Consider the following 20,074-nt stretch of genomic DNA (forward strand, 5'->3'; position numbering starts at 1 on the left):
GTACAGTTTCTCTGTATATTTATATCATATGTTGATATAGCATATCAATAATAATTTAATGCAGGTTTTCAAGCTAAACGCTTTTTGAATGATATCATTGCAAGCGTAGATGATCCTCATTTTATAAATGCAATAAATATACGATAAAGGATTTTGGTAAAGTATTTTAGATATGATTTTTAAGAGCTGTCATGAGAAGAATATATATTCATTGCGTTAACAGGCTCTAAGCCTTTCCGCAACGTTCTTTCCATAATATTCGTCAAATATAAAATATGCACCCCAGGGAAATAACTTGCATTGAAAACTTCCGGTTTAATTGTTATAATTAGATGGTAAAATAATAGTAATTTATATTAATACAAAAATTATTATCGGGAGCTTGGAAAATGATTCAATTATCAGACATTACAATTGACAACAAAGAATTATTTGATAAATACTTTTCGATGAAGCAGTACGAAATTTCGGATTTTACTTTTACTAACCTGTTTATGTGGCGCAACAGCTATAATATTAAATACGCAATTATCAATGATTTCCTTTGCATTTTTGCACAGTATAAAAATAACAATCCTTTTACATTGATGCCGGTAGGAACAGGAGATATTACGCCGGTTATAGAAGAATTAATAACATACTTCGACAGCCAGGGGAACAAACTAATTATCAAGTCGCTTACCAATGATATGATAAGTGAAATTGAGAGCCGGTTACCCGGAAAATTTATCTTCAAACCTGAACGAAGTTTATATGACTATGTCTATTTGAGTGAGGACCTCATTTATCTTGAAGGTAAAAAATTTCATGCAAAGAGGAATCATATTAACAAGTTTTTATCCACATACGATTATACATATCATCCTCTGACGGCAGAGTTGGTAGATGAATGTATTGCAGCGGAGGAAGAATGGTGTCAAAAACGGAATTGTGACGAAAGTGAGGGTCTGGAGCAGGAAAAAGCTGCTATTATTGATGCACTGAATCATTTTGAAAGATTAAAATTTAAGGGTGGTATCATAAAGGTAAATAATAAAGTAGTGGCATTTACCTTTGGAGAACAATTTGCGAAGGATATGGCTGTTATTCATGTGGAAAAAGCAGACCCGGATATACAGGGATCATACGCAATGATTAATCAAAAATTTTGTGAGAAAGAGTGGAGCAACGTTAAGTATATTAACCGTGAAGAAGATATGGGGATAGAAGGGTTGAGGAAAGCAAAACTTTCCTACCGGCCGGTCAGGATGATAGAAAAGTCTATAGCTGTTCTTAAAGAATGATATAAAAATAGTGGGGAGTGGGCAGTGGGGAGTAAAATCCACCCAACCGCTCTTTAAGTTATTTTAAGAGATATTTGTGACCTGTTGAAGCGGCTTATGGAGGTTGGAATAAAATGGAGATAAGATTTGCAGATGTAGAAGATAAAATCAAAGTTAAAGAAATGTGGAGTTACTGCTTTGGAGATAAAGATCCCTTTCTTTCATGGTACTTTCAGGAAAAATATAGTGCTGCCAATACACTGGTGGTGTATGAGGATAGTGTCCCTGTATCAAGCCTTCAAATGCTGCCTTATAAATTAAATTTTCATGGGAAAGTCATAGATATTTCTTACATAGTAGGTGCAGCAACCCTGCCGGAGGCAAGAGGTAAAGGATATATGGAGGCGTTGCTTAAAAAGTCTATTGAAGTAATGCATAAAAGAGGAAATATCATTAATATTCTCCTCCCATTCCAATATGATTTCTATAGGAAATACGGCTGGGAAACCTGTTACTATCATAAATTTTACAAGATAGAAATGCCAGATCTCAAACCTCTAACCAAAAAGTATGGAAAATTGAGACCGGTTAATATTGATAGTGATATGGATGCTATTATGAAAATATATGCCAAATTTATCGCTGATAAAAATGGTTCCATCGTAAGGAGCGATAAAGACTGGAGAAGCATTTACACCGACCACTCCTTTGAAGGTGGGGCGGCGTACCTGGTTGAAGGTGAGGAGGGCGTACCTGAAGGATATATCCTGTATTCTATCCATTCAGGGGTATTTAACATCCATGAAATGGGATATACAAACAGGGAGGCATACAGGGGACTTTTGTGGTTTGTTTTCTCCCACTCTGCCCAGGCACAAAGGATTACCTGGAAAGCTCCGATGGACGATATGGCCTTTGTACTCCTTTCTGAGCCAAGACGTGATATTGTTCTGAGTCCTTTTGTAATGGCAAGAGTGTTGGATGTAGAAAAGATATTGGAATTACTTTGTGGTGTTGTTGAAGTACCAGATATAAGTATCAAGGTGCAGGACCCTTTAGCAGTATGGAACACTGGCACATTTAATATTTGTTGTGGTAAAATAGCAAATGAGGGCAATAGACAAGCTGGTTTGGAGTGTTCAATGAATACTTTTTCACAACTGGTTATGGGTTTTATCTCTCCTGTACAAGCTTACCACCTCGGGATGCTGCAGGCACAGAGCATGAAAGATATCGAAAAAGCTAATAAATTATTTCCATTATGTAATAACTTTATAAATGATTATTATTGATGTGTGCAAAATCTTTATGAAACTTAAATAATAAATGATATAGGGAGGGATATATATGGTGTATATTTTCTTAGCAGATGGTTTTGAAGAGATAGAAGCTCTTACAGTAGTAGATATATTAAGACGTGCAGATATTGAGATCAGGACGGTCTCCATTAAAGACAAGTTTGTGACAGGTGGGCATGGTATTCCTGTGCTGGCAGATTGTTTAATTGAAGAGGTAAAAGCTGAGGATGCAGATATGTTCATCTTGCCGGGAGGGATGCCGGGGACGACAAACCTTGAAAAAAATGAAAAAGTACAGCAATTCTTGGAGCATGGGGTAGATAATGGGAAGTGGATTGCGGCAATTTGTGCTGCACCTATGATTCTTGGGAACAAGGGATATTTAAAAGATATAGAGGCAATTTGTTATCCGGGCTTTGAGAAATACTTACAGGGAGCAGTCGTAAAGGACAATAGGGTGAATGTATGTGGAAAATTCATTACTTCCAAGGGACCGGGAACTGCAATGGAATTTGCCTTTACCATTGTATCCATCTTAAAAAGTGAAGAAGCAGCGCAGAGACTAAAGAGGCAAATGCAATACTGTGAATAATTTGAATTAAAAGAAACGCATTCGGATAGCTAAATAAAATCATCTCAAAGGATTTCGCTGATAATAGAGCCTTTTTCGAAAAAGTATATTTTTATATGCTTTTTGGGGGAGGCTTTAACTTTTTATGATCACAAAATAGTAAATACAAATTATTTTAGTATGAAATATCTTTTGTATTGCAAAATTTTTTAACACTCGATTGTAACTATTATAAATTGATGATATAATTGGATATTGAGGGAATTTAATGTATTTTTTATATAAAAGCATTTACTATAAATATGTTTTACAAAAGAGGTCGTGTACATGATGAGTACTAATGAGAACGCAATAGAAATTAAGGATCTTTCATTTACCTATAGCACCCTTGAGGATAACAAAACAAATGAACCTGCACTAACCCATATTAATTTAAATTTCAAAAAAGGTGAATTTGTTGTGATTATGGGTCCCAGTGGTGCAGGGAAATCTACGCTGGTAACGGCTTTGAACGGTCTGATTCCTCATTTTATCAGGGGAAAGCTTGAAGGAACCGTATCAGTTCTTGGCAATGATACAAGAAAAAATAAAGTCAGTTCTTTTGCCAAAGATATAGGCTTGGTTTTTCAGGATTTTGAAGCTCAGCTCTTTTCTACAAATGTAAAGCTGGAAATAGCTTTTGCCCCCGAAAATTTTAATGTGCCCGTTGATGAAATTAATAAAAGAATTAATAATCTTTTAAAATTGATTCGGCTGGAAGGCTTTGAGGAACGTGAACCCTCTACTCTTTCAGGTGGACAAAAGCAAAGACTTGCAATAGCATCGGTAATGTCGGTAATGCCTCAAATATTATGTATGGATGAACCGACAACAGACTTGGACCCTATTGGTAAAAGCGAGGTTTTTGAAATCGCTTCCAGGTTAAGAAAAGATGAAAATCTAACATTAATCATCATTGAACACGAAACTGAGGAAGCCCTTTATGCCGATAGGATTATATTTATGCAGGACGGTAAAGTGATTGCGGACGGAAATGCCAAGGATATGCTATCTGATGTTCAAAAGATGAAATCGATAGGGTTAATGCCTCTACAGGTGCCTGAATTATTCCAGCGGTTAGGTTATAAGGAAGAGTTGCCCATGACACCTCAGGAAGGTTTTGAAAAAATCAACCAACTGGGATATGTTATTGATGAAAAGCAGTATAATGAAATATTGAAATCAGACCTTAAAAGGGAAAAAGCTTACAGGGACACTCTTATTAAATTGGAGGACGTATGCTTTTCCTATATTGAAGGATGGCCAATTTTAAAGAATGTAAACATGGAAATAAAAAATGGGGAATTTCTTGCTGTTCTCGGGCAGAACGGCAGCGGAAAAACAACCCTGGTTAAGCTGTTAAATGCATTGCTTAAACCTACCTCGGGAAATGTACAGGTGTGTGGCTTAAATACGAAAGAACACGATGTTTTTCAAATCGGAAAAAAGGTAGGGTATGTATTCCAAAACCCCGATCATCAAATCTTTGCTGAAACAGTATATGATGAAGTTGCTTTTAGCCCTAAAATAAGAGGATTGTCCAAGGAGGAAGTTGAGCAAAGAGTAAAAGAAGCTCTGGAAGCTGTAGATTTACAGGGATATGAAAAGGAAGATCCCTTTACTCTTACAAAAGGTGAAAGGCAAAGAGTTGCTGTGGCTTCAATTTTGTCAGCCAGACCTGATGTGATTATATTGGATGAGCCTACCACAGGCCTTGATTATAGCGAGCAGCGAAGAATGATGGAATTGATAAAGCGTCTAAATGAAAACGGACATACCATTATTATCGTTACCCACAGCATGTGGGTGGTTTCAGAATATGCACACAAGGTTGCTGTAATGAAAAATGGCAATCTTATTGCATATGGAAAAACAAGAGAAATATTTAAAATGGAAGATATGCTTAAGGACTGCTTTTTGAAAGTCCCGCATATTGTTTCACTTTCAAATAAAATGGGAAATACCGTTTTATCCATTGATGAAATGATTGCTTGCTTAAGGAGGCCGTAGAAGCAATATGAATTTGTTTTTATATCTCAATAAAGATACTTATATGCACCGATTGGATCCCAGGACGAAAATAATTGTACTGATTGCCAGCTTTATAATAGGTATTTTATTTAGTTCTCCAATTTCATTAACAGTATTCAGCCTGGCAGTGATTGTATATGGTGCAACAGGGAAGATACTGGGAAATTTAAAGAGAATATGGTTTATTCTGCTAACCATTGGTATTTTTACAATTATCATGTGGGCTTTTTTTGCACAGGGTACTACTCCATTACTTGGTCCGGTAGAACTTGAATCTTTGCTTTATGGTATTGCAATGGCAATAAAAATCGATATAATGATTATAGCAGGAATGATTTTCCTTTCATCAACGAAAATAGAGGAAATATCCCTTGGGCTTATGAAGCTGGGGTTACCCTATCAAGCTGCATTTGCGTTTTCAACGGCGATCAGGTTAGTACCCACCATTATTGCAAATTGTTATACTATCATTGAAGCTCAAAAATCAAGAGGCCTAAATGCAGATGAAGGGAATATAATCCAGAAAATAAAAAAATTCGTACCTCTTCTTATTCCGGTTTTTTTATCCATTATAAGAAGTACCAATACCTTTGGTATGGCTTTGGAATCCAAAGGCTTTGGGGCGCAAAAATTTCGTTCTTCCATTATAGATTCTAAATTTAGCAAGATAGACTTTTTTATAATATCTCTTAGTATTATTTGTATTGTTATTAGTGTATATCTAAGGATCATAGGTTATGGAGTTGTACAAGGTGTGATACTATAGCCTTGAGTAGTCTGTTGAAGCGAAAGAGGTTTAGTAAATAAAATTAAGTGGAGGTCGATAAAATGAAAGACGCATTACGTATGTGGAAGTACACCAAGATGGTTGTACTAACCGCCCTTTCCGCAGCAATTTATGCAGCGGTGTTAATCCCTTTTAAGGCAATTCCATTAATTCCTGGTTTCACTGAAATCAGGCCGGCAAACCTATTTCCTGTATTATTAGGGCTTCTGTTCGGACCAGCCGGTGCCTGGGGGTCAGCTATTGGAAATCTAATCGGTGACTTTTTCGGTACCTTTGGAATTGGTTCACTGTTTGGATTTGTTGGTAATTTCCTATATGCCTATATTCCTTATAAAATATGGGGTAGATATGGGATCTTGCCAGAAGATGACAAAACTCCTACCATCAATTCAGCTAAAAAGTTTGTCGAATTTGAAATTGCAACTGTCGTAGCAAGCACTGCTTGTGCTATTGTTATTGCATGGGGACTTGATGTATTAAAAATGGTTCCTTTTGCAGCATTATCAACAATTATCACTGTCAACAATGCTATTATTTCTGCTGTATTAGGTCCTGTAGTTCTTGTACTGCTTTATCCTAGAATTAAAAAATGGGGATTGCTATGGTCAGATATCTTAGCTCCTGAAGATATTCCTGTTCCTAAGTTGCCTAAGGTTTACTCTTCATTAGTTCTAATTGGAGCTATAGGTGGTTTGGTTGTTGGCTTAATCATTTCATTAGGATTTGCTAACCAGGCAGCCTTTGCTGCAGGTTTTGCTGCCGGTGGAGCCGGTAGTATCGGCGTAGGTCTTGGCATTTTACCGTTCTTGGCAGCAATGTTCTACGGTGCTTTTAAATTATAAGGAAACTATTAACAAAACCAAGGATAAACGGATATACCAGCGTTATATGGTTGTACGTTATCACCTTAAAGGATATATCAATATAGATATATCCAATATGGTTGACTTATGCCGGCATACGGTAGGTACTTACGTTAATAAATATAAAGAAAATGGTCTTCTTGTTTTCTTACCTCCCTATAGCCCGAAACTTAATATGATTGAAGGGCTAGGGGATGGTTGAAATCAGATGTAATTAAGAATGTCTTCTACTCCTCTGCAAAACAGATTCGTGAAGCTGTAAGGGGTTTCATTAATTCAATTAACAATGTTCCGGAGCAGGTCATAAACAGGTTATGCCTGCGAATGTAAAATCTTTATTGTAATATATATAGATAACCAATTCGATATTTTTAAGTGAATAAGAAAAATATTGAATTCCCATATAGCGACAGACATCCGCGATTTCCTTCTTCTCCGCAATCGAAAATTTTGCCCAGGTTAAGTGATGCAAAAGGGTCAGCTTCTTAGCAGTACTTTAGTACTGCGAAAAAACTGACCTTTATTGCTTACCGGGCAAAACTTCCGATTGACTGCTTGTAGAACCGTCCCCATGTCACAGGTCCCCATGTCACATCCTCTAAATTGCTCATAAAAAATTTTTAAAAATCTACAAATTTCTACAAAAAATTTATGAAAAGTATAGTATATTAATCTTGTGTTTTTAATGGGTCCATATAAAATATATATTATAAACAAAGGAGATGGTTTTAATTATGAAACAATTTAAGTTATTACCAATAATGTTGCTGGTTTGTTTATTTTTTATATCAATAACTGCTTATGCAAGTCCTAACGATTATGCGGTTAAAGACCAAGAAATTGTATTAGATTTATCAATGAATTCTGATGGAGTTACTGTTACTTTTGTTAAACAGCCGGATGGCAGTTATAAATATATGTCTCAAGAAGACAAAATGCGTAGTGCGCCTTCTGAAGGGGAGATGACTAGTGCGGTCTCTCAAGTAGATGTAGTAACCTTTCATGTTGGTGTGAGAAATTGGACAAACTCACAAGCAGATTTATATTGGGAAGCGACAAGTACTACACCAAATTTGACAGCTGTAAACGGTAACATTTATATTAAATCTACTAATATACTATTTCCGAAAACATACGCAAATGTAACTGCCATAATACGTATTCTTCAATAGAAAGAATTCTTATGTCTTATAAAAAAATTTTATGGATAAAAAAATTTTTATGAATGGATGGTTAAAATGTTTTTAGAAATTAATTATGAAAAGGTGAAACATTATCCCGCAAATCATATTCCACAACATGATATAAAAGTATACAGCCGTGAAAACTCAGGGGATATAGATGTGTCTTTTATAGAAAATATCATAAGCAATAACTTAAATATTCAAATAGCATTAGCTGATCAATACTTTTTTGAGAGAGAATTTGATGCTAAAGTTGTAAGTTCAATTACGATATCTGATAATAAATCGGTTGAAGATGAAATTAATAAGTTAACAACCATTTTTATGCGCGTAGTTGTCCCTTTTGATCAAAATGGTAGTCCATATATCATTCAATTAAATGGTATAAATAAATTTGTAAAAGATATTTTTAAAGACATGATATTGAATGATAAAATTAATCCTATTCTTAAATTTTTTACGTTAGAAAAATCATTTCTATGTGACTGCAATAGAACAGCTTTTTATGAATATATTGATTCTGACAAAATCAAGGATGATGAACAAGATTATAATTGCTTTAAAAATGATGAATATGTCAAATATATATTATCTGATCGAAAAAGGTTTACAAGTGCTTCTTTTATTAATGTATCCGGTTTCAGCATTGAAGAATTAAATAAAAGTGTATACATTAAGTATTTAAAATCATTAGTGCGTAATTTGTATTTGTTTATATTCGATTGTAGTATTGATGATAAACCATACTATATAAAACAACTAAGGTGGTATTAGTTGGCAATCTTTCTGAAAGTCACATTTCAACACATCCATGCCTCCAAAGATTGCTTTCTTTTTATTATTCCCTGGGGTAGGGATGCGCACCTGCTTTCCAGACGGCATCCACATCGCCCTCAAAGGAGGGAACAAATGGACATCAGATTCATCCATGAATACGACCAAATCGTCGGGTCCTGCATTCTCAATAGCCTCTCTTATGGCATTAATCTTTGCAGTAGCTTCAGAGTCTTTTTAATTCAAAAGTAAATAATATTTATCAAATTAAATATTACCAATAATCATATAAATGTTCATTGTATCATGTCCGAACGGATGTTATAATTTTTATAAAAATCTAGAATTAAGAGTTAGCAACTGGGCTGATTTTATTGCATTAGTGGAGAGGGTTTTATGGTGTATTACATATCTATTGCATATATAATTGACCTTATTATTGGTGACCCCCATTGGTTACCCCATCCTATTTGTTTTATAGGAAATCTTATTGGCAAAACAGAAAAATTCTTAAGAAATGCCATAGATAGATCCAAACAATTAAATAAAGCAAAAACAGAAAAAATAGCGGGAATATTTCTGGTAATGATCGTTTTGCTTACAGTTCTATTGATAATTAGTATACTGCTATACTTTGCGAAAAAGATAGACGTATGGGTTTTTAAACAAGCACTACCCACCACCCACTACCCATTACTCACGATACTAACTATCTATTTCCTCTTCTCCTGCCTTGCTACCAAATGCCTGGCTGTAGAAACCAGAAAAGTATTTTTTGCCCTAAAAGATAATGATTTGCCTCAAGCGAGAAAATATTTATCATATCTTGTAGGCAGAGAAACATCAAGTTTGACGGAGAAAGAAGTAATAAGGGCTGCAGTGGAAACGGTGGCTGAAAATATCGTGGATGGGATTGTTTCACCTCTTTTTTATGCTTTTATAGGTGGTCCGGTCCTGGCTTTTATTTATAAAGCTATTAACACGATGGATTCTATGGTGGGCTATATGAATGATAGATATATCAATTTCGGTTGGGCTGCTGCTAAACTGGATGATTTGGCAAATTATATTCCTGCCAGGATTACGGGGGTGGTGATACCCTTTGCTTCCGGCATTATTGGATATGACATTTCAAGAGGATATAAAATTATGTGGAGAGACCGCCGGAACCATAAAAGTCCCAACTGTGCCTACCCCGAAGCAGCTGTCGCCGGGGCACTGGGAGTAAGACTGGGTGGCACCAATGTGTATTTTGGAAAAGAAGTGTATAAACCGGCGATCGGAGACGAAAAGAGACCTCTGGAAATTGAAGATATTGCACGTGCGATTAGGATTATGTATGCTACATCTTTTTTAAGTTTAATATTGTTTGGGATAGGGTATGTACTCATTAAGTAGCGGGAGAGCGTGAGACACAACCGCACTGTCGCAGATGTGTATCATCATATATGGAATGTTGCAGCCGGAAAATCGCCATGGAGGGCGATTTTAGGCTTATCCCGGCACGGATGCCGGTATAAGCCGACGGCAAGACATGGAGTATATGATGATACACATCCTAGTCAACAGAAAAATAATAAAGGTGGAAATGGAGATAATTTATGAACTTGCGGAAAGATGTTCATGGTGGCAACGTATACAGAGCCAGAGATGAATATGGTATAAGTATTGGAGAAATATTGGATTACAGTGCCAATATTAATCCACTGGGAGTGCCTGAATCTTTACAGAAAGCAATTATGAATAATATGAATCTTTTGACCCGCTATCCTGATCCTGATTATACCGGAGCCAAAAGAAGCCTTGCTGAATTCAACCATGTAAATGAGTCTAATGTTATTATGGGAAATGGTGCTACTGAAATCATCTTTTTAATAATGGAGGTTCTGAAGCCAAAAAAAGTGCTTATTCCCTGTCCAAGCTTTTCAGAATATGAACAGGCAGCGTTATTTGCCGATTGTGAGGTAGAACACTATAGGATAAAAGAGGAAGAAGATTATATCCTTGACAGCAGGGATTTGATGGAATCTCTTACAGAAGACATTGAAATGCTTGTCCTTTGTAATCCCAATAATCCCACCAGTCAGATCATTGAAAGAAAGCCGATGAAGGATATCTTGGATTTCTGCAGGGAAAAGGGAATAACAGTAGTAATAGACGAAGCGTTTATAGACTTTGTGGATGAGGAATTTAATATATCGATGGTTGATGAATTGAGTGTTTACCCAAACCTGTTTATAATAAAAGCCCTTACAAAGATTTTTGCCATCCCCGGTTTAAGGTTGGGATACGGCATAGGCAGTGAAAGATTAATCAAGCGGTTGGAATTAAAAAAGCAGCCCTGGACTTTAAATAATATGGCAAGCCTGGCTGCAGAAATACTTCCTAAGGATAGGAAATATATTGAAGAAACAAAAAAATGGATTAAGGCTGAACGACTGAGATTTTTTAGTAAATTAAGCAGTATAAATGGCATAAAAGTATACGAACCCTTTTGCAATTTTATCTTAATAAAGCTGCTTGATGACCGCTTAACAAGTTACAATTTATGTGAAAAAATGGCCCAGAAGGGCATATTGGTACGAAATGCCGCCAATTTTATTTTTCTGGATGAAAAATATATAAGAATTGCAATTAAAGATCAAAGGAGCAATGACATATTTCTGGAGAAATTTGTGAAAACACTGGAAGAGGTGAAAGCAACCGATGGAATATATACATGATCCTAAAGCCATAGAAGCCAGAAGTTTTGAAATTATTACGGAAACATTGGGACAAAGAGACTTTACAGACCAGGAAGCGAAAATTATTAAAAGGGTAATACATACTACTGCGGACTTTGAATATGCAGACATCCTGGAGATAAGCCAAGGGGCGGTTGAAATTGGATTAAATGAAATAAAGAAAGGCAGTAATATTATTACTGACACAAAAATGGCTTATTCAGGTATTAACAAGACGGTATTAGAAAAGTTTGGCGGGGAAGTGCACTGTTTTATTTCTGATGAAGAGGTGGCTCACGCAGCTAAAATGAAAGGAATCACCCGGGCTATGGCTTCCATGGATGTAGCCGTGCAAAATCCAAAGAATAAGATATTTGCAATTGGAAATGCCCCTACTGCATTATTCCGGTTAAAGGAATTGATTGAAGAAGGAAAAGCAATGCCATCCCTGATTATTGGTGTTCCCGTCGGGTTTGTAAATGTAGTAGAATCCAAGGAGGCAATAAAGGAACTGGGTATTCCTTATATTATTTCCAATGGCAGAAAAGGCGGAAGTACCGTAGCCGCTGCAATCGTTAACGCTTTATTGTATATGATGGGAGATAAGGAATAGTAGGGATAAGTGGTGAATGTCATGGAATTTCAACCTTATGCAATTGTGAATGGTAAAAAGATGCGCAGGGGTTTTACGACCGGTTCCTGTGCTGCTGCAGCCAGTAAAGCTGCAACCATGATGTTGATAGAAAATCGGGATATATATTCCATTGAAATCGATACGCCGAGGGGTTGGCGGATCACCCTGCCAATACAACAAATAGAACGCAGCAGTAATGCGGTGAAATGTTGTGTAGTAAAAGATGGCGGTGATGATCCGGATGCAACCCATGGAATTCATATATATGCCGGTGTACGGCTTATTGATAAAGAAGGAATTGTTATAAAAGCCGGCGAAGGAATCGGAACCGTGACCCGTCCAGGTTTGCAGGTGGAAGTGGGACAACCGGCCATTAATCCTGTTCCGCGTCAAATGATATTAAAAGAAGTTGGTGAAGTACTTCCAAAGGGTAAAGGAGTAGAGATTACCCTTAGCATCCCTGAGGGAGTGGAAGTAGCAAAAAAAACCTTCAATCCGCGGTTAGGAATATCAGGGGGAATTTCGATACTGGGAACCTCTGGGATTGTAGAGCCTATGTCAGAGGAGGCATGGAGAGAGTCGCTGGCGCTGGAACTAAGCATGCTGGCAGCTGCAGGCCATAAGAAGGTTGTTCTGGTACCGGGCAACTATGGAGAACAGCTGGCTATAGAAAGTTTACATATTCATAAAGATATTATTGTAAGGACAAGTAATTTTATTGGATATATGCTGGAGAAATGTGTTGAGTATGGATTCGAGAAAGTACTTCTGATAGGACATTTGGGCAAATTGGTTAAGGTTGCAGCCGGTATCTTTTATACCCATAGCCATATGGCTGATGCACGGGCAGAGATCATGACGGCTTATGCTGCTGCACAGGGAGCAGACCGGGACACGGTAAAGGCGTTATTAAACTCAAATACCACTGAAGAAGCAGTGCAATTACTGGAGCAGGCAGGAATTACAGGAATATATGGTATGATTGCGAGACGAGTCAGTGAACGGTGCAGGCAGAAAAGCGGCTGCAAGCTGCAAATGGGTACAGTGATATTTACTCTTGAAAAAGGTATTCTTGCCATGGATGACACTGCGAAGAGCATTTTACAGGAGTTGAAACAGTATGAATAAAGTATATGTACTGGGAGTAGGACCTGGTTCGCCGGATTATGTACTGCCAATTGTGACAAAAATTGTTGGACAATCGGAAGTAGTGGTTGGTGGGCAAAGGAATCTGGACATATTTGATACCAGGGGCAAGCAAACCATGATAATAAAAAATAATCTTCGGGAAGTAGTTGACTTTATTAAGGCGAAAAAAGATACCCATAAAGTTGCGGTACTTGTTTCGGGAGATCCCGGATTTTATAGCATGTTAAATTATTTGTCCGGCTATTTTAGCAGAGAGGAATTGGAAGTAATTCCTGGAATCAGTTCCATACAATATCTCATTTGTAAAATGAAGACATGGTGGCAGGATGCCTATGTAACCAGTTTACACGGCAGGATGGATGAGAATTTTATTAATATTGTAAAAAATAATTCAAAAGTAGCATTGCTTACTGATTATAAGCTTTCTCCTGATGCAATTGCCCGGTATCTGATAGCAAACGGTATAAAGGACAAGAAAGTAACAGTGGGAGAGAACCTCAGCTATGAGGATGAGAGAATTGTAGAGGGAAGCCTGGAAGAAATCTCTCAAATGAATAATTTTAAAATGAGTGTGATGGTGATTGAAAATGAGTCATAGAAATGATAAAGTGTGGAATTATACAACTTCCGGTATTCCTGATGATTTATTCATTCGCGGGGAAGTGCCCATGACAAAGCAGGAAGCCAGAGTAATTACCCTATCCAGGCTAAGGCTGACAGAAGATATGACAGTATGGGATATCGGAGCAGGCACCGGTTCTATTTCCATTGAAATGGCTCTTCAATGCAAAAGGGGAAAGGTATACGCAATAGAGAGAAATCCCGAAGGAATCGAATTAATTACTAAAAACATGGAAAAGTTCCAGGTATACAACATCGAAGTAATAGAAGGCAGTGCTCCTGAAGTGTTGGATAAGTTGCCTGTTCCCGACAGGATTATGATAGGAGGGGCAGGAGAGCAGTTGGAAGAAATACTGGATTATTCCGATAAGGTATTGAAAGTCAACGGCCTGATTGTAACAAACTGTATTACCATAGAAACGGTCTATGACACTTTAAATTGGCTGGAGAAGCATGAATATGAGGACATAGATGTAGTATGCGTATCGGTGGCAAGAGCGAAAAAAGTGGGTAAAAGACATATGTTTCAAGGATTGAATCCCATATATGTTATATCCGGCAGGAAAGGTTACGCATATAATTTAAGTTGATGAATATTATGGAAAGAACGTTGCGAAAAGGCTTAGAGCCTGTTAACGCAGCGAAGGAAAAGCCGCATCAACTAAAAAATATACACCTGTAGGAAAGGGGAAATTTTGTGAAAGGAAAATTTTATGGTATAGGTGTTGGCCCGGGGGATGCCGAGCTTGTTACTTTAAAAGCAAAAAGGCTGCTGGATGAATGTGAAATCATCGTAGCTCCTAAGACAGCAATGGAAAAGCAAAGTGTGGCCTTAAATATTGTAAAGCCTTTGTTAGCTGATCATAAAAAAATTATTGAACTTATCTTTCCAATGACCTATGATGAAAGTGAGTTAAGTAAGCATTGGGATGATGCAGCAAAACAGATATGCAGCATGTTGGATAAGAATTTAAATGTTGTTTTCCTAACCCTGGGTGATCCCATGGTTTATAGTACATATATTTATATTTTTAGGAGAATTAAAGATAAAGGCTATGAAGCGGAAACAGTGCCGGGCATCACATCCTTCTGTGCTGCGGCGAGCCGGATAGATGTACCCCTTGCAGAAGGAAAAGAAACAGTAGCTATTATCCCATCTGCCTATGAATGCGAAAACCTGGATAAAATTTTGGTTGATTTTGATAATATAGTACTCATGAAGGTTTCAAGAAATTATGAACAGCTGGTGGAAGTGCTTGAACGTCACCGACTAAAGGAAAAATCCGTATTGGTTAGCAGGTGTGGATTGGACGAAGAAATTATAGAATATGATTTAGATAAATTCATAGGGCAGAAGGTAAATTATTTGTCTATGATAATAGTGAAAAAGTCAATACAGAATTAATAGATGCAGAATGATTAAAGGAGAGAGACAAAGTATGGTGTATTTTATCGGTGCGGGGCCGGGAGACCCCGAACTAATTACTATAAAAGGACAGAGACTTATAAAAGAGGCGGATGTTATTATATATGCCGGATCACTGGTGAATAGAGAAGTCCTGAATGGTGCAAAAGAAAATGTAGAGATATATAATAGTGCAGGAATGACATTGGAAGAAGTTTTGGAGGTAATGAGGAAAGCTGAGGCAGAGGATAAAACGGTTGCCAGGGTACATACCGGTGACCCAAGTATATATGGAGCAATACGGGAGCAGATGGATGCCCTGGATGAAATGGGAATCCGGTACGAAGTTGTTCCTGGGGTAAGTTCATTTGTTGCGGCAGCAGCGGCTCTAAAGAAAGAATTTACGCTGCCCGGTGTTTCACAAACTGTCATACTTACCCGCCTGGAGGGAAGGACGGAAGTGCCGGAAGGTGAACAGCTGCGAAATCTTGCACGACATGGTGCGTCCATGGCTATTTTCTTAAGTGTGGGAATGATTGATAGAGTTGTAGAGGAACTATTGGAGGGATATCCGCCTGATACCCCGGCAGCAGTCGTTCAAAAGGCATCATGGCCTGACCAGAAAATCGTCATGGGCACTTTAAAAGATATAGCACAAAAAGTAAAGAATGAGAATATTACAAAGACAGCACAAATTGTCGTAGGAGATTTCCTGGGAAATGATTATGAGTTATCAAAGCTGTATGATAAGACATTCAGCCATGAATTCAGGAGTGCAAAGGAATGAGGACCGCTGTTATTGCTTTGACATTGGGGGGCAGCAAACTGGCAGCAAAACTGGCTGAAACAACAGGTGCCCATCTTTATCTTCCCGAAAAATTTTGCAGCGATAAAAATAAATGTTACCCTATTAAAAGTAAACTGCTTGAACTGATGGAAACAATTTTTTATCAATACGATGCTCTTGTATTTATTATGGCGGCAGGAATCGTGGTAAGAACTATTGCACCATTTATAAAAGACAAACGGACTGATCCGGCAGTGGTGGTGATGGATGAAAAAGGTACGAATGTCATCAGCCTTTTGTCCGGACATCTTGGAGGCGCGAATCAATTGACACTTGAAATTGCACGGATAACAGGGGCAAACCCTGTAATAACAACAGCAAGTGATGTGAATAATACCCTCGCAGTGGATTTATTTGCTCAAAGGCTAGGGTGTGGTATCGAAAACGATCAATTTCTTACTGCCGTGACTGCAGCTATCGTAAACGGCAAAAAAGTTGCATTTTACAGTGAGTATGATAATTTTTTTGATTTACCTGATAATGTTATTAGCGTTGATAGTATTACAGGGATAGATTCAACTTATGGAGGTGCGATTTTTCTCACCCATTATATTTTCGAAGACTATTCTATTCCAAGTGTTTACCTAAGACCTAAAAGTATAATTTTAGGAATTGGTTGCAGAAGGGGGATAACAAAGCAAAAAATAGCAGAAGCAGTAAAGGAATGTCTGGAGGATTTACATATCAGTAAAAAATGTATTCAACATATTGCAACTGTAGATGTAAAACAAGATGAACAAGGATTGGTCCGGTTTGCGCAAGAACTGCAAGTTCCTCTAAAAATAATTGCCAGAAAAGATATTCAGAAAATTGAACACCAGTTTGAATGTTCGCAGTTTGTGAAAGACACCATAGGGGTCGGCTGTGCAGCAGAACCGGCTGCAATATTGTCGGGAAAAAATGCAAGATTGATAGGAAGTAAGTATAAAAAAGATGGGGTAACAGTTGCGGTGGCAGCGGAGAGAGAATTGAGGGAGGTTTGTAAATGAAAGGCAAAATCTATGTAGTCGGCCTAGGTCCTGGAAGTTACGAACATATGACCTTCCGGGCGGTGCAGGCTATTGAGGAATCGGAAGTAATTGTGGGATATAAGACCTATATCAGTTTCATAGAAAATTTAATACAAGGTAAGGAAATAGAAAGCTCGGGTATGAGAAAAGAAGTTGACCGGTGCCGGTTTGCCCTGGAAAAGGCTCTGGAGGGTAAAACCGTTTCCCTTGTCAGCAGTGGAGACGCGGGTGTATATGGAATGGCAGGGATCATGCTTGAGGTGGTAAAAGAATCACAGCAGCCAATAGAGGTTGAAATTATTCCCGGTATTTCGGCTGTGAATGCAGCAGCCACCGTATTAGGTGCTCCCATTATGCATGACTTTGCTGTTATCAGTTTAAGCGATCTTTTAACACCGTGGGAACTTATTGAAAAGAGACTGGAGCATGCTTCGCAAGGAGATTTTATCATTGCTTTATATAACCCGAAAAGCCACGAGAGGACAGAACAAATTAAAAAAGCACGGGAGATTATGTTACAATATAAATCCCCGGCTACACCCGTAGGAATTGTAAAAAACGCCCGGAGGAACGGGCAGCAGGTACAGGTTACTAACCTTCAAGAAATGCTTAACTATGAGATTGACATGCTTTCATTGGTTATTATAGGGAATTCTGCCACTTATATTGACAATGGCAAAATGATCACCCCAAGAGGGTATCAATTATGATACTGGTATTGGCGGGAACGCAGGACGGAAGGGAAATAGCCTGCCAATTGGGGCTCCAGGGCTACGATGTGACAGTATCGGTTGCTTCGGAATATGGGGCTGCACTTGTACAGCAGGCTGAAAATGTTAAAGTTATTCAGGGAAAGTTACAGCTGGCGGATATGAAAAAATTTATTATGACGATGGGGATTTCTGTTGTTGTAGATGCTACCCATCCTTTTGCAAAAAACGTATCTGAAAATGCTATTCAAGCTTGCAGAGAAACGTCCATCCATTATTTAAGGTATGAAAGAGATAGTGCGAACGTGGAAGGATATTCAAACGTAGTCCTTGTAGATTCCTACCATGAGGCAGTTGAGAAAGTCAATGAAATGGACGGGATGGTATTTCTTACGACAGGCAGCAACAGCCTTGATATTTTCATAAATGGGATAAATGACAGGACAAGAATTGCAGCCCGTGTACTTCCCGGTGTACAGGTCATGAATAAATGTATCGGGCTTGGACTGCAGCCATCACAAATCATTGCGATGCAGGGACCGTTCAGCCGGGAATTAAATAGAGAAATGTTTAAGCATTACAATACTGCCGTAGTAGTTACGAAAGAAAGCGGAAATATTGGAGGGATTGAAGATAAAATATTAGCAGCCCGGGATATAGGCATTCCCATCATCGTTATTACACGGCCCGGTATAGATTACCCGTTAGTGGTCGGAACTTTTGAGCAAGTATTGGAGAGAATTGAGCAATGGGAAAAATAATATTAGTTACCGGAGGTGCCAGAAGCGGGAAGAGCACCTTCGCGGAAAATCTGGTTTCCAGACTGGGGACAAAAATTTTATATATTGCCACTTCTATTCCCTTTGACGACGAAATGAAGGATAGGATCCGAAAGCATAGAGAACAAAGGCCCTCTTTTTGGGATACGCTGGAAGCCTATAAAAATCTGGACATAAAGATAAAAGAGATATATAAAGGACATCAGGGCATACTTTTAGATTGCATTACAATCATGATTTCCAATATTCTATTCAGTAATGGGGATATAGATTGGAATACTTGTAATATGGATAAAGTTAATGGACTGGAACTGCAGGTTAAAGAAGAAATCAATAAGCTTATAAAGGTGTCTGGGGAAATCAATGTACCTGTTGTGGTGGTTACCAATGAGCTGGGCATGGGGATTGTCCCTGAAAACCGGTTAGCCAGGATCTTCAGGGATATCGCCGGCAGGGTAAACCAGCAGTTGGCAGCAGCGGCAGAAGAAGTATATCTGGTGGTAGCGGGGATACCGGTAAGAATTAAATAATCTGCTAATATGAAAATAGTGGGGAGTTATTTGAATTCAGAATTGAGAATTAAGAATTAGTGCGGCTATATAGAAATAGGCATAAGTAGATGGAGGTTGTATGATAAAGCGTATCATTCTAATGACACAATTTCTAACCCGAATTCCCATCCCCATAACTTTAGATGTAACAGAAGAAGACTTTGGCAAGGGGTTGGCTTTTGCACCATTGGTAGGAATGCTCATTGGTGGATTAATGGCAGCAGTATATTATGGAGCAAGTTATATCACTCAGGGCATATTTCCCGCAGTTGCTGCCGTTATTTTTTATGCCTTTATTACAGGCGGATTGCATATTGACGGTCTTGGTGACACCTTTGACGGGCTTTTCAGCAACCGTTCCAGGGACAGGATGCTGGAAATCATGAGGGACAGCAGGGTGGGGACCAATGCCGTAATTACTATCGTATCTGTATTTTTGTTAAATATAGCATGTATAGACGCTATTTCAAAAGAAGCAGCATTTAAAGCAGTGTTTTTCATGCCTGCTATAGGGCGGCTAGGTTCCGTCTGTTCTGCAGGAATGGCTACCTATGCAAGAAGCGGACAGGGGCTGGGAAAAGCATTTATTGATATATGCGGCATCAATGAAATAATCATTGGAACCATGATTTCTTTGCTGGCAGCTTTTACATTATTCAATATAAAAGGCTTTATTTTTGTAGGTGCAGCGATACTATTTACCTATCTGTTTGTAAAATTTGTAACGTCCAAAATTGGAGGGATGACCGGAGATACCTGCGGGGCCGCATGTGAATTAAACCAAACTATTTTTCTGGTGTTAATGTTAGTATTAAAATAGTGGAAAGATTATTGAA

General features: G+C 38.0%; 22 protein-coding genes and 1 pseudogene. All 23 read left to right on the forward strand.

What is annotated here, in order from left to right; all coding sequences use genetic code 11:
• Window positions 1-389 precede the first annotated feature (389 nt).
• The 23 genes and pseudogenes from CIB29_RS17680 to cobS all read left to right on the forward strand — a co-directional run bounded on the left by CIB29_RS17680 (window position 390) and on the right by cobS (window position 20,058).
• The gene (locus CIB29_RS17680; protein WP_094551946.1) at window positions 390-1,283 is read left to right on the forward strand and encodes a DUF2156 domain-containing protein; all 894 of its coding nucleotides are present in this window, start codon (window positions 390-392) and stop codon (window positions 1,281-1,283) included.
• A gap of 113 nt (window positions 1,284-1,396) precedes the next feature.
• Complete coding sequence (locus tag CIB29_RS17685) at window positions 1,397-2,554, forward strand: GNAT family N-acetyltransferase (RefSeq protein ID WP_094551948.1); 1,158 nt, start codon at window positions 1,397-1,399, stop codon at window positions 2,552-2,554.
• Window positions 2,555-2,609: 55 nt separating this feature from the next.
• A complete protein-coding gene (locus tag CIB29_RS17690; protein ID WP_094551950.1) occupies window positions 2,610-3,152 on the forward strand; it encodes a DJ-1 family glyoxalase III in 543 nt (180 codons plus the stop codon).
• Window positions 3,153-3,458: 306 nt separating this feature from the next.
• On the forward strand, window positions 3,459-5,180 hold the full coding sequence (locus CIB29_RS17695; protein WP_198543969.1) for an ABC transporter ATP-binding protein: 1,722 nt from the start codon (window positions 3,459-3,461) through the stop codon (window positions 5,178-5,180).
• Window positions 5,181-5,187: 7 nt separating this feature from the next.
• Entirely contained in the window at window positions 5,188-5,967 is a 780-nt protein-coding gene (locus CIB29_RS17700; protein WP_094551952.1) for an energy-coupling factor transporter transmembrane component T family protein, read from the forward strand.
• Window positions 5,968-6,029: 62 nt separating this feature from the next.
• Complete coding sequence (locus tag CIB29_RS17705; RefSeq protein WP_094551954.1) at window positions 6,030-6,830, forward strand: QueT transporter family protein; 801 nt, start codon at window positions 6,030-6,032, stop codon at window positions 6,828-6,830.
• Window positions 6,831-6,987: 157 nt separating this feature from the next.
• Window positions 6,988-7,181, forward strand: a pseudogene (locus CIB29_RS19715) (transposase); the annotation flags it as partial.
• 404 nt (window positions 7,182-7,585) lie between these two features.
• Complete coding sequence (locus tag CIB29_RS17715; protein ID WP_094551958.1) at window positions 7,586-8,023, forward strand: hypothetical protein; 438 nt, start codon at window positions 7,586-7,588, stop codon at window positions 8,021-8,023.
• 66 nt (window positions 8,024-8,089) lie between these two features.
• A complete protein-coding gene (locus CIB29_RS17720; protein ID WP_094551960.1) occupies window positions 8,090-8,809 on the forward strand; it encodes a hypothetical protein in 720 nt (239 codons plus the stop codon).
• A 396-nt stretch (window positions 8,810-9,205) separates the two neighbouring features.
• A complete protein-coding gene (cbiB, locus tag CIB29_RS17725) occupies window positions 9,206-10,207 on the forward strand; it encodes an adenosylcobinamide-phosphate synthase CbiB (RefSeq protein ID WP_094551962.1) in 1,002 nt (333 codons plus the stop codon).
• Between the two features lie 9 nt (window positions 10,208-10,216).
• Window positions 10,217-10,414 carry a hypothetical protein gene (locus CIB29_RS17730; protein ID WP_094551964.1) on the forward strand — a complete coding sequence of 66 codons (198 nt, stop codon included), beginning with the start codon at window positions 10,217-10,219 and terminating at the stop codon, window positions 10,412-10,414.
• Entirely contained in the window at window positions 10,411-11,532 is a 1,122-nt protein-coding gene (gene cobD, locus CIB29_RS17735; protein WP_094551966.1) for a threonine-phosphate decarboxylase CobD, read from the forward strand. The genes CIB29_RS17730 and cobD overlap by 4 nt, the downstream gene beginning before the upstream one ends.
• Window positions 11,516-12,145: a precorrin-8X methylmutase gene (locus CIB29_RS17740; RefSeq protein WP_094551968.1), complete on the forward strand. Its 630-nt coding sequence runs from the start codon at window positions 11,516-11,518 to the stop codon at window positions 12,143-12,145. The genes cobD and CIB29_RS17740 overlap by 17 nt, the downstream gene beginning before the upstream one ends.
• Before the next feature lie 21 nt (window positions 12,146-12,166).
• Complete coding sequence (gene cbiD, locus CIB29_RS17745) at window positions 12,167-13,294, forward strand: cobalt-precorrin-5B (C(1))-methyltransferase CbiD (protein WP_094551970.1); 1,128 nt, start codon at window positions 12,167-12,169, stop codon at window positions 13,292-13,294.
• The gene (cbiE, locus tag CIB29_RS17750; RefSeq protein ID WP_094551972.1) at window positions 13,287-13,913 is read left to right on the forward strand and encodes a precorrin-6y C5,15-methyltransferase (decarboxylating) subunit CbiE; all 627 of its coding nucleotides are present in this window, start codon (window positions 13,287-13,289) and stop codon (window positions 13,911-13,913) included. Before cbiD ends, cbiE begins: the two co-directional genes overlap by 8 nt.
• Window positions 13,903-14,526 carry a precorrin-6Y C5,15-methyltransferase (decarboxylating) subunit CbiT gene (cbiT, locus tag CIB29_RS17755; protein WP_094551974.1) on the forward strand — a complete coding sequence of 208 codons (624 nt, stop codon included), beginning with the start codon at window positions 13,903-13,905 and terminating at the stop codon, window positions 14,524-14,526. The genes cbiE and cbiT overlap by 11 nt, the downstream gene beginning before the upstream one ends.
• A gap of 107 nt (window positions 14,527-14,633) precedes the next feature.
• Window positions 14,634-15,341: a precorrin-2 C(20)-methyltransferase gene (cobI, locus tag CIB29_RS17760; RefSeq protein ID WP_094551976.1), complete on the forward strand. Its 708-nt coding sequence runs from the start codon at window positions 14,634-14,636 to the stop codon at window positions 15,339-15,341.
• Between the two features lie 10 nt (window positions 15,342-15,351).
• Window positions 15,352-16,128: a precorrin-4 C(11)-methyltransferase gene (gene cobM, locus CIB29_RS17765; protein ID WP_242965329.1), complete on the forward strand. Its 777-nt coding sequence runs from the start codon at window positions 15,352-15,354 to the stop codon at window positions 16,126-16,128.
• A complete protein-coding gene (gene cbiG / locus CIB29_RS17770; protein ID WP_094551980.1) occupies window positions 16,125-17,177 on the forward strand; it encodes a cobalt-precorrin 5A hydrolase in 1,053 nt (350 codons plus the stop codon). Before cobM ends, cbiG begins: the two co-directional genes overlap by 4 nt.
• On the forward strand, window positions 17,174-17,908 hold the full coding sequence (gene cobJ, locus CIB29_RS17775) for a precorrin-3B C(17)-methyltransferase (protein WP_094551982.1): 735 nt from the start codon (window positions 17,174-17,176) through the stop codon (window positions 17,906-17,908). Before cbiG ends, cobJ begins: the two co-directional genes overlap by 4 nt.
• Entirely contained in the window at window positions 17,905-18,669 is a 765-nt protein-coding gene (locus CIB29_RS17780) for a cobalt-precorrin-6A reductase (RefSeq protein WP_094551984.1), read from the forward strand. The genes cobJ and CIB29_RS17780 overlap by 4 nt, the downstream gene beginning before the upstream one ends.
• Window positions 18,657-19,217 carry a bifunctional adenosylcobinamide kinase/adenosylcobinamide-phosphate guanylyltransferase gene (gene cobU / locus CIB29_RS17785; protein WP_094551986.1) on the forward strand — a complete coding sequence of 187 codons (561 nt, stop codon included), beginning with the start codon at window positions 18,657-18,659 and terminating at the stop codon, window positions 19,215-19,217. The genes CIB29_RS17780 and cobU overlap by 13 nt, the downstream gene beginning before the upstream one ends.
• 100 nt (window positions 19,218-19,317) lie before the next feature.
• Window positions 19,318-20,058, forward strand: coding sequence for an adenosylcobinamide-GDP ribazoletransferase (gene cobS / locus CIB29_RS17790; RefSeq protein WP_094551988.1), 741 nt, complete (start codon window positions 19,318-19,320; stop codon window positions 20,056-20,058).
• The last annotated feature ends 16 nt before the right edge of the window (window positions 20,059-20,074 follow it).

Origin of the sequence: Petroclostridium xylanilyticum (assembly GCF_002252565.1) — a bacterium.
GTDB lineage: Bacteria > Bacillota > Clostridia > SK-Y3 > SK-Y3 > Petroclostridium > Petroclostridium xylanilyticum.

Coding starts and splice junctions, on each gene's coding strand:
- cobM (WP_242965329.1), top strand. CDS start 15,352: ATGATTAAAGGAGAGAGACAAAGTATGGTGTATTTTATCGGTGCGGGG.
- cobD (WP_094551966.1), top strand. CDS start 10,411: ATGAACTTGCGGAAAGATGTTCATGGTGGCAACGTATACAGAGCCAGA.
- CIB29_RS17705 (WP_094551954.1), top strand. CDS start 6,030: ATGAAAGACGCATTACGTATGTGGAAGTACACCAAGATGGTTGTACTA.
- CIB29_RS17690 (WP_094551950.1), top strand. CDS start 2,610: ATGGTGTATATTTTCTTAGCAGATGGTTTTGAAGAGATAGAAGCTCTT.
- CIB29_RS17695 (WP_198543969.1), top strand. CDS start 3,459: ATGATGAGTACTAATGAGAACGCAATAGAAATTAAGGATCTTTCATTT.
- CIB29_RS17685 (WP_094551948.1), top strand. CDS start 1,397: ATGGAGATAAGATTTGCAGATGTAGAAGATAAAATCAAAGTTAAAGAA.
- CIB29_RS17720 (WP_094551960.1), top strand. CDS start 8,090: ATGTTTTTAGAAATTAATTATGAAAAGGTGAAACATTATCCCGCAAAT.
- cobU (WP_094551986.1), top strand. CDS start 18,657: ATGGGAAAAATAATATTAGTTACCGGAGGTGCCAGAAGCGGGAAGAGC.
- cbiD (WP_094551970.1), top strand. CDS start 12,167: ATGGAATTTCAACCTTATGCAATTGTGAATGGTAAAAAGATGCGCAGG.
- cobJ (WP_094551982.1), top strand. CDS start 17,174: ATGAAAGGCAAAATCTATGTAGTCGGCCTAGGTCCTGGAAGTTACGAA.
- cbiB (WP_094551962.1), top strand. CDS start 9,206: ATGGTGTATTACATATCTATTGCATATATAATTGACCTTATTATTGGT.
- CIB29_RS17780 (WP_094551984.1), top strand. CDS start 17,905: ATGATACTGGTATTGGCGGGAACGCAGGACGGAAGGGAAATAGCCTGC.
- CIB29_RS17715 (WP_094551958.1), top strand. CDS start 7,586: ATGAAACAATTTAAGTTATTACCAATAATGTTGCTGGTTTGTTTATTT.
- cobS (WP_094551988.1), top strand. CDS start 19,318: ATGATAAAGCGTATCATTCTAATGACACAATTTCTAACCCGAATTCCC.
- CIB29_RS17680 (WP_094551946.1), top strand. CDS start 390: ATGATTCAATTATCAGACATTACAATTGACAACAAAGAATTATTTGAT.
- cbiE (WP_094551972.1), top strand. CDS start 13,287: ATGAATAAAGTATATGTACTGGGAGTAGGACCTGGTTCGCCGGATTAT.
- cbiG (WP_094551980.1), top strand. CDS start 16,125: ATGAGGACCGCTGTTATTGCTTTGACATTGGGGGGCAGCAAACTGGCA.
- CIB29_RS17700 (WP_094551952.1), top strand. CDS start 5,188: ATGAATTTGTTTTTATATCTCAATAAAGATACTTATATGCACCGATTG.
- CIB29_RS17740 (WP_094551968.1), top strand. CDS start 11,516: ATGGAATATATACATGATCCTAAAGCCATAGAAGCCAGAAGTTTTGAA.
- cbiT (WP_094551974.1), top strand. CDS start 13,903: ATGAGTCATAGAAATGATAAAGTGTGGAATTATACAACTTCCGGTATT.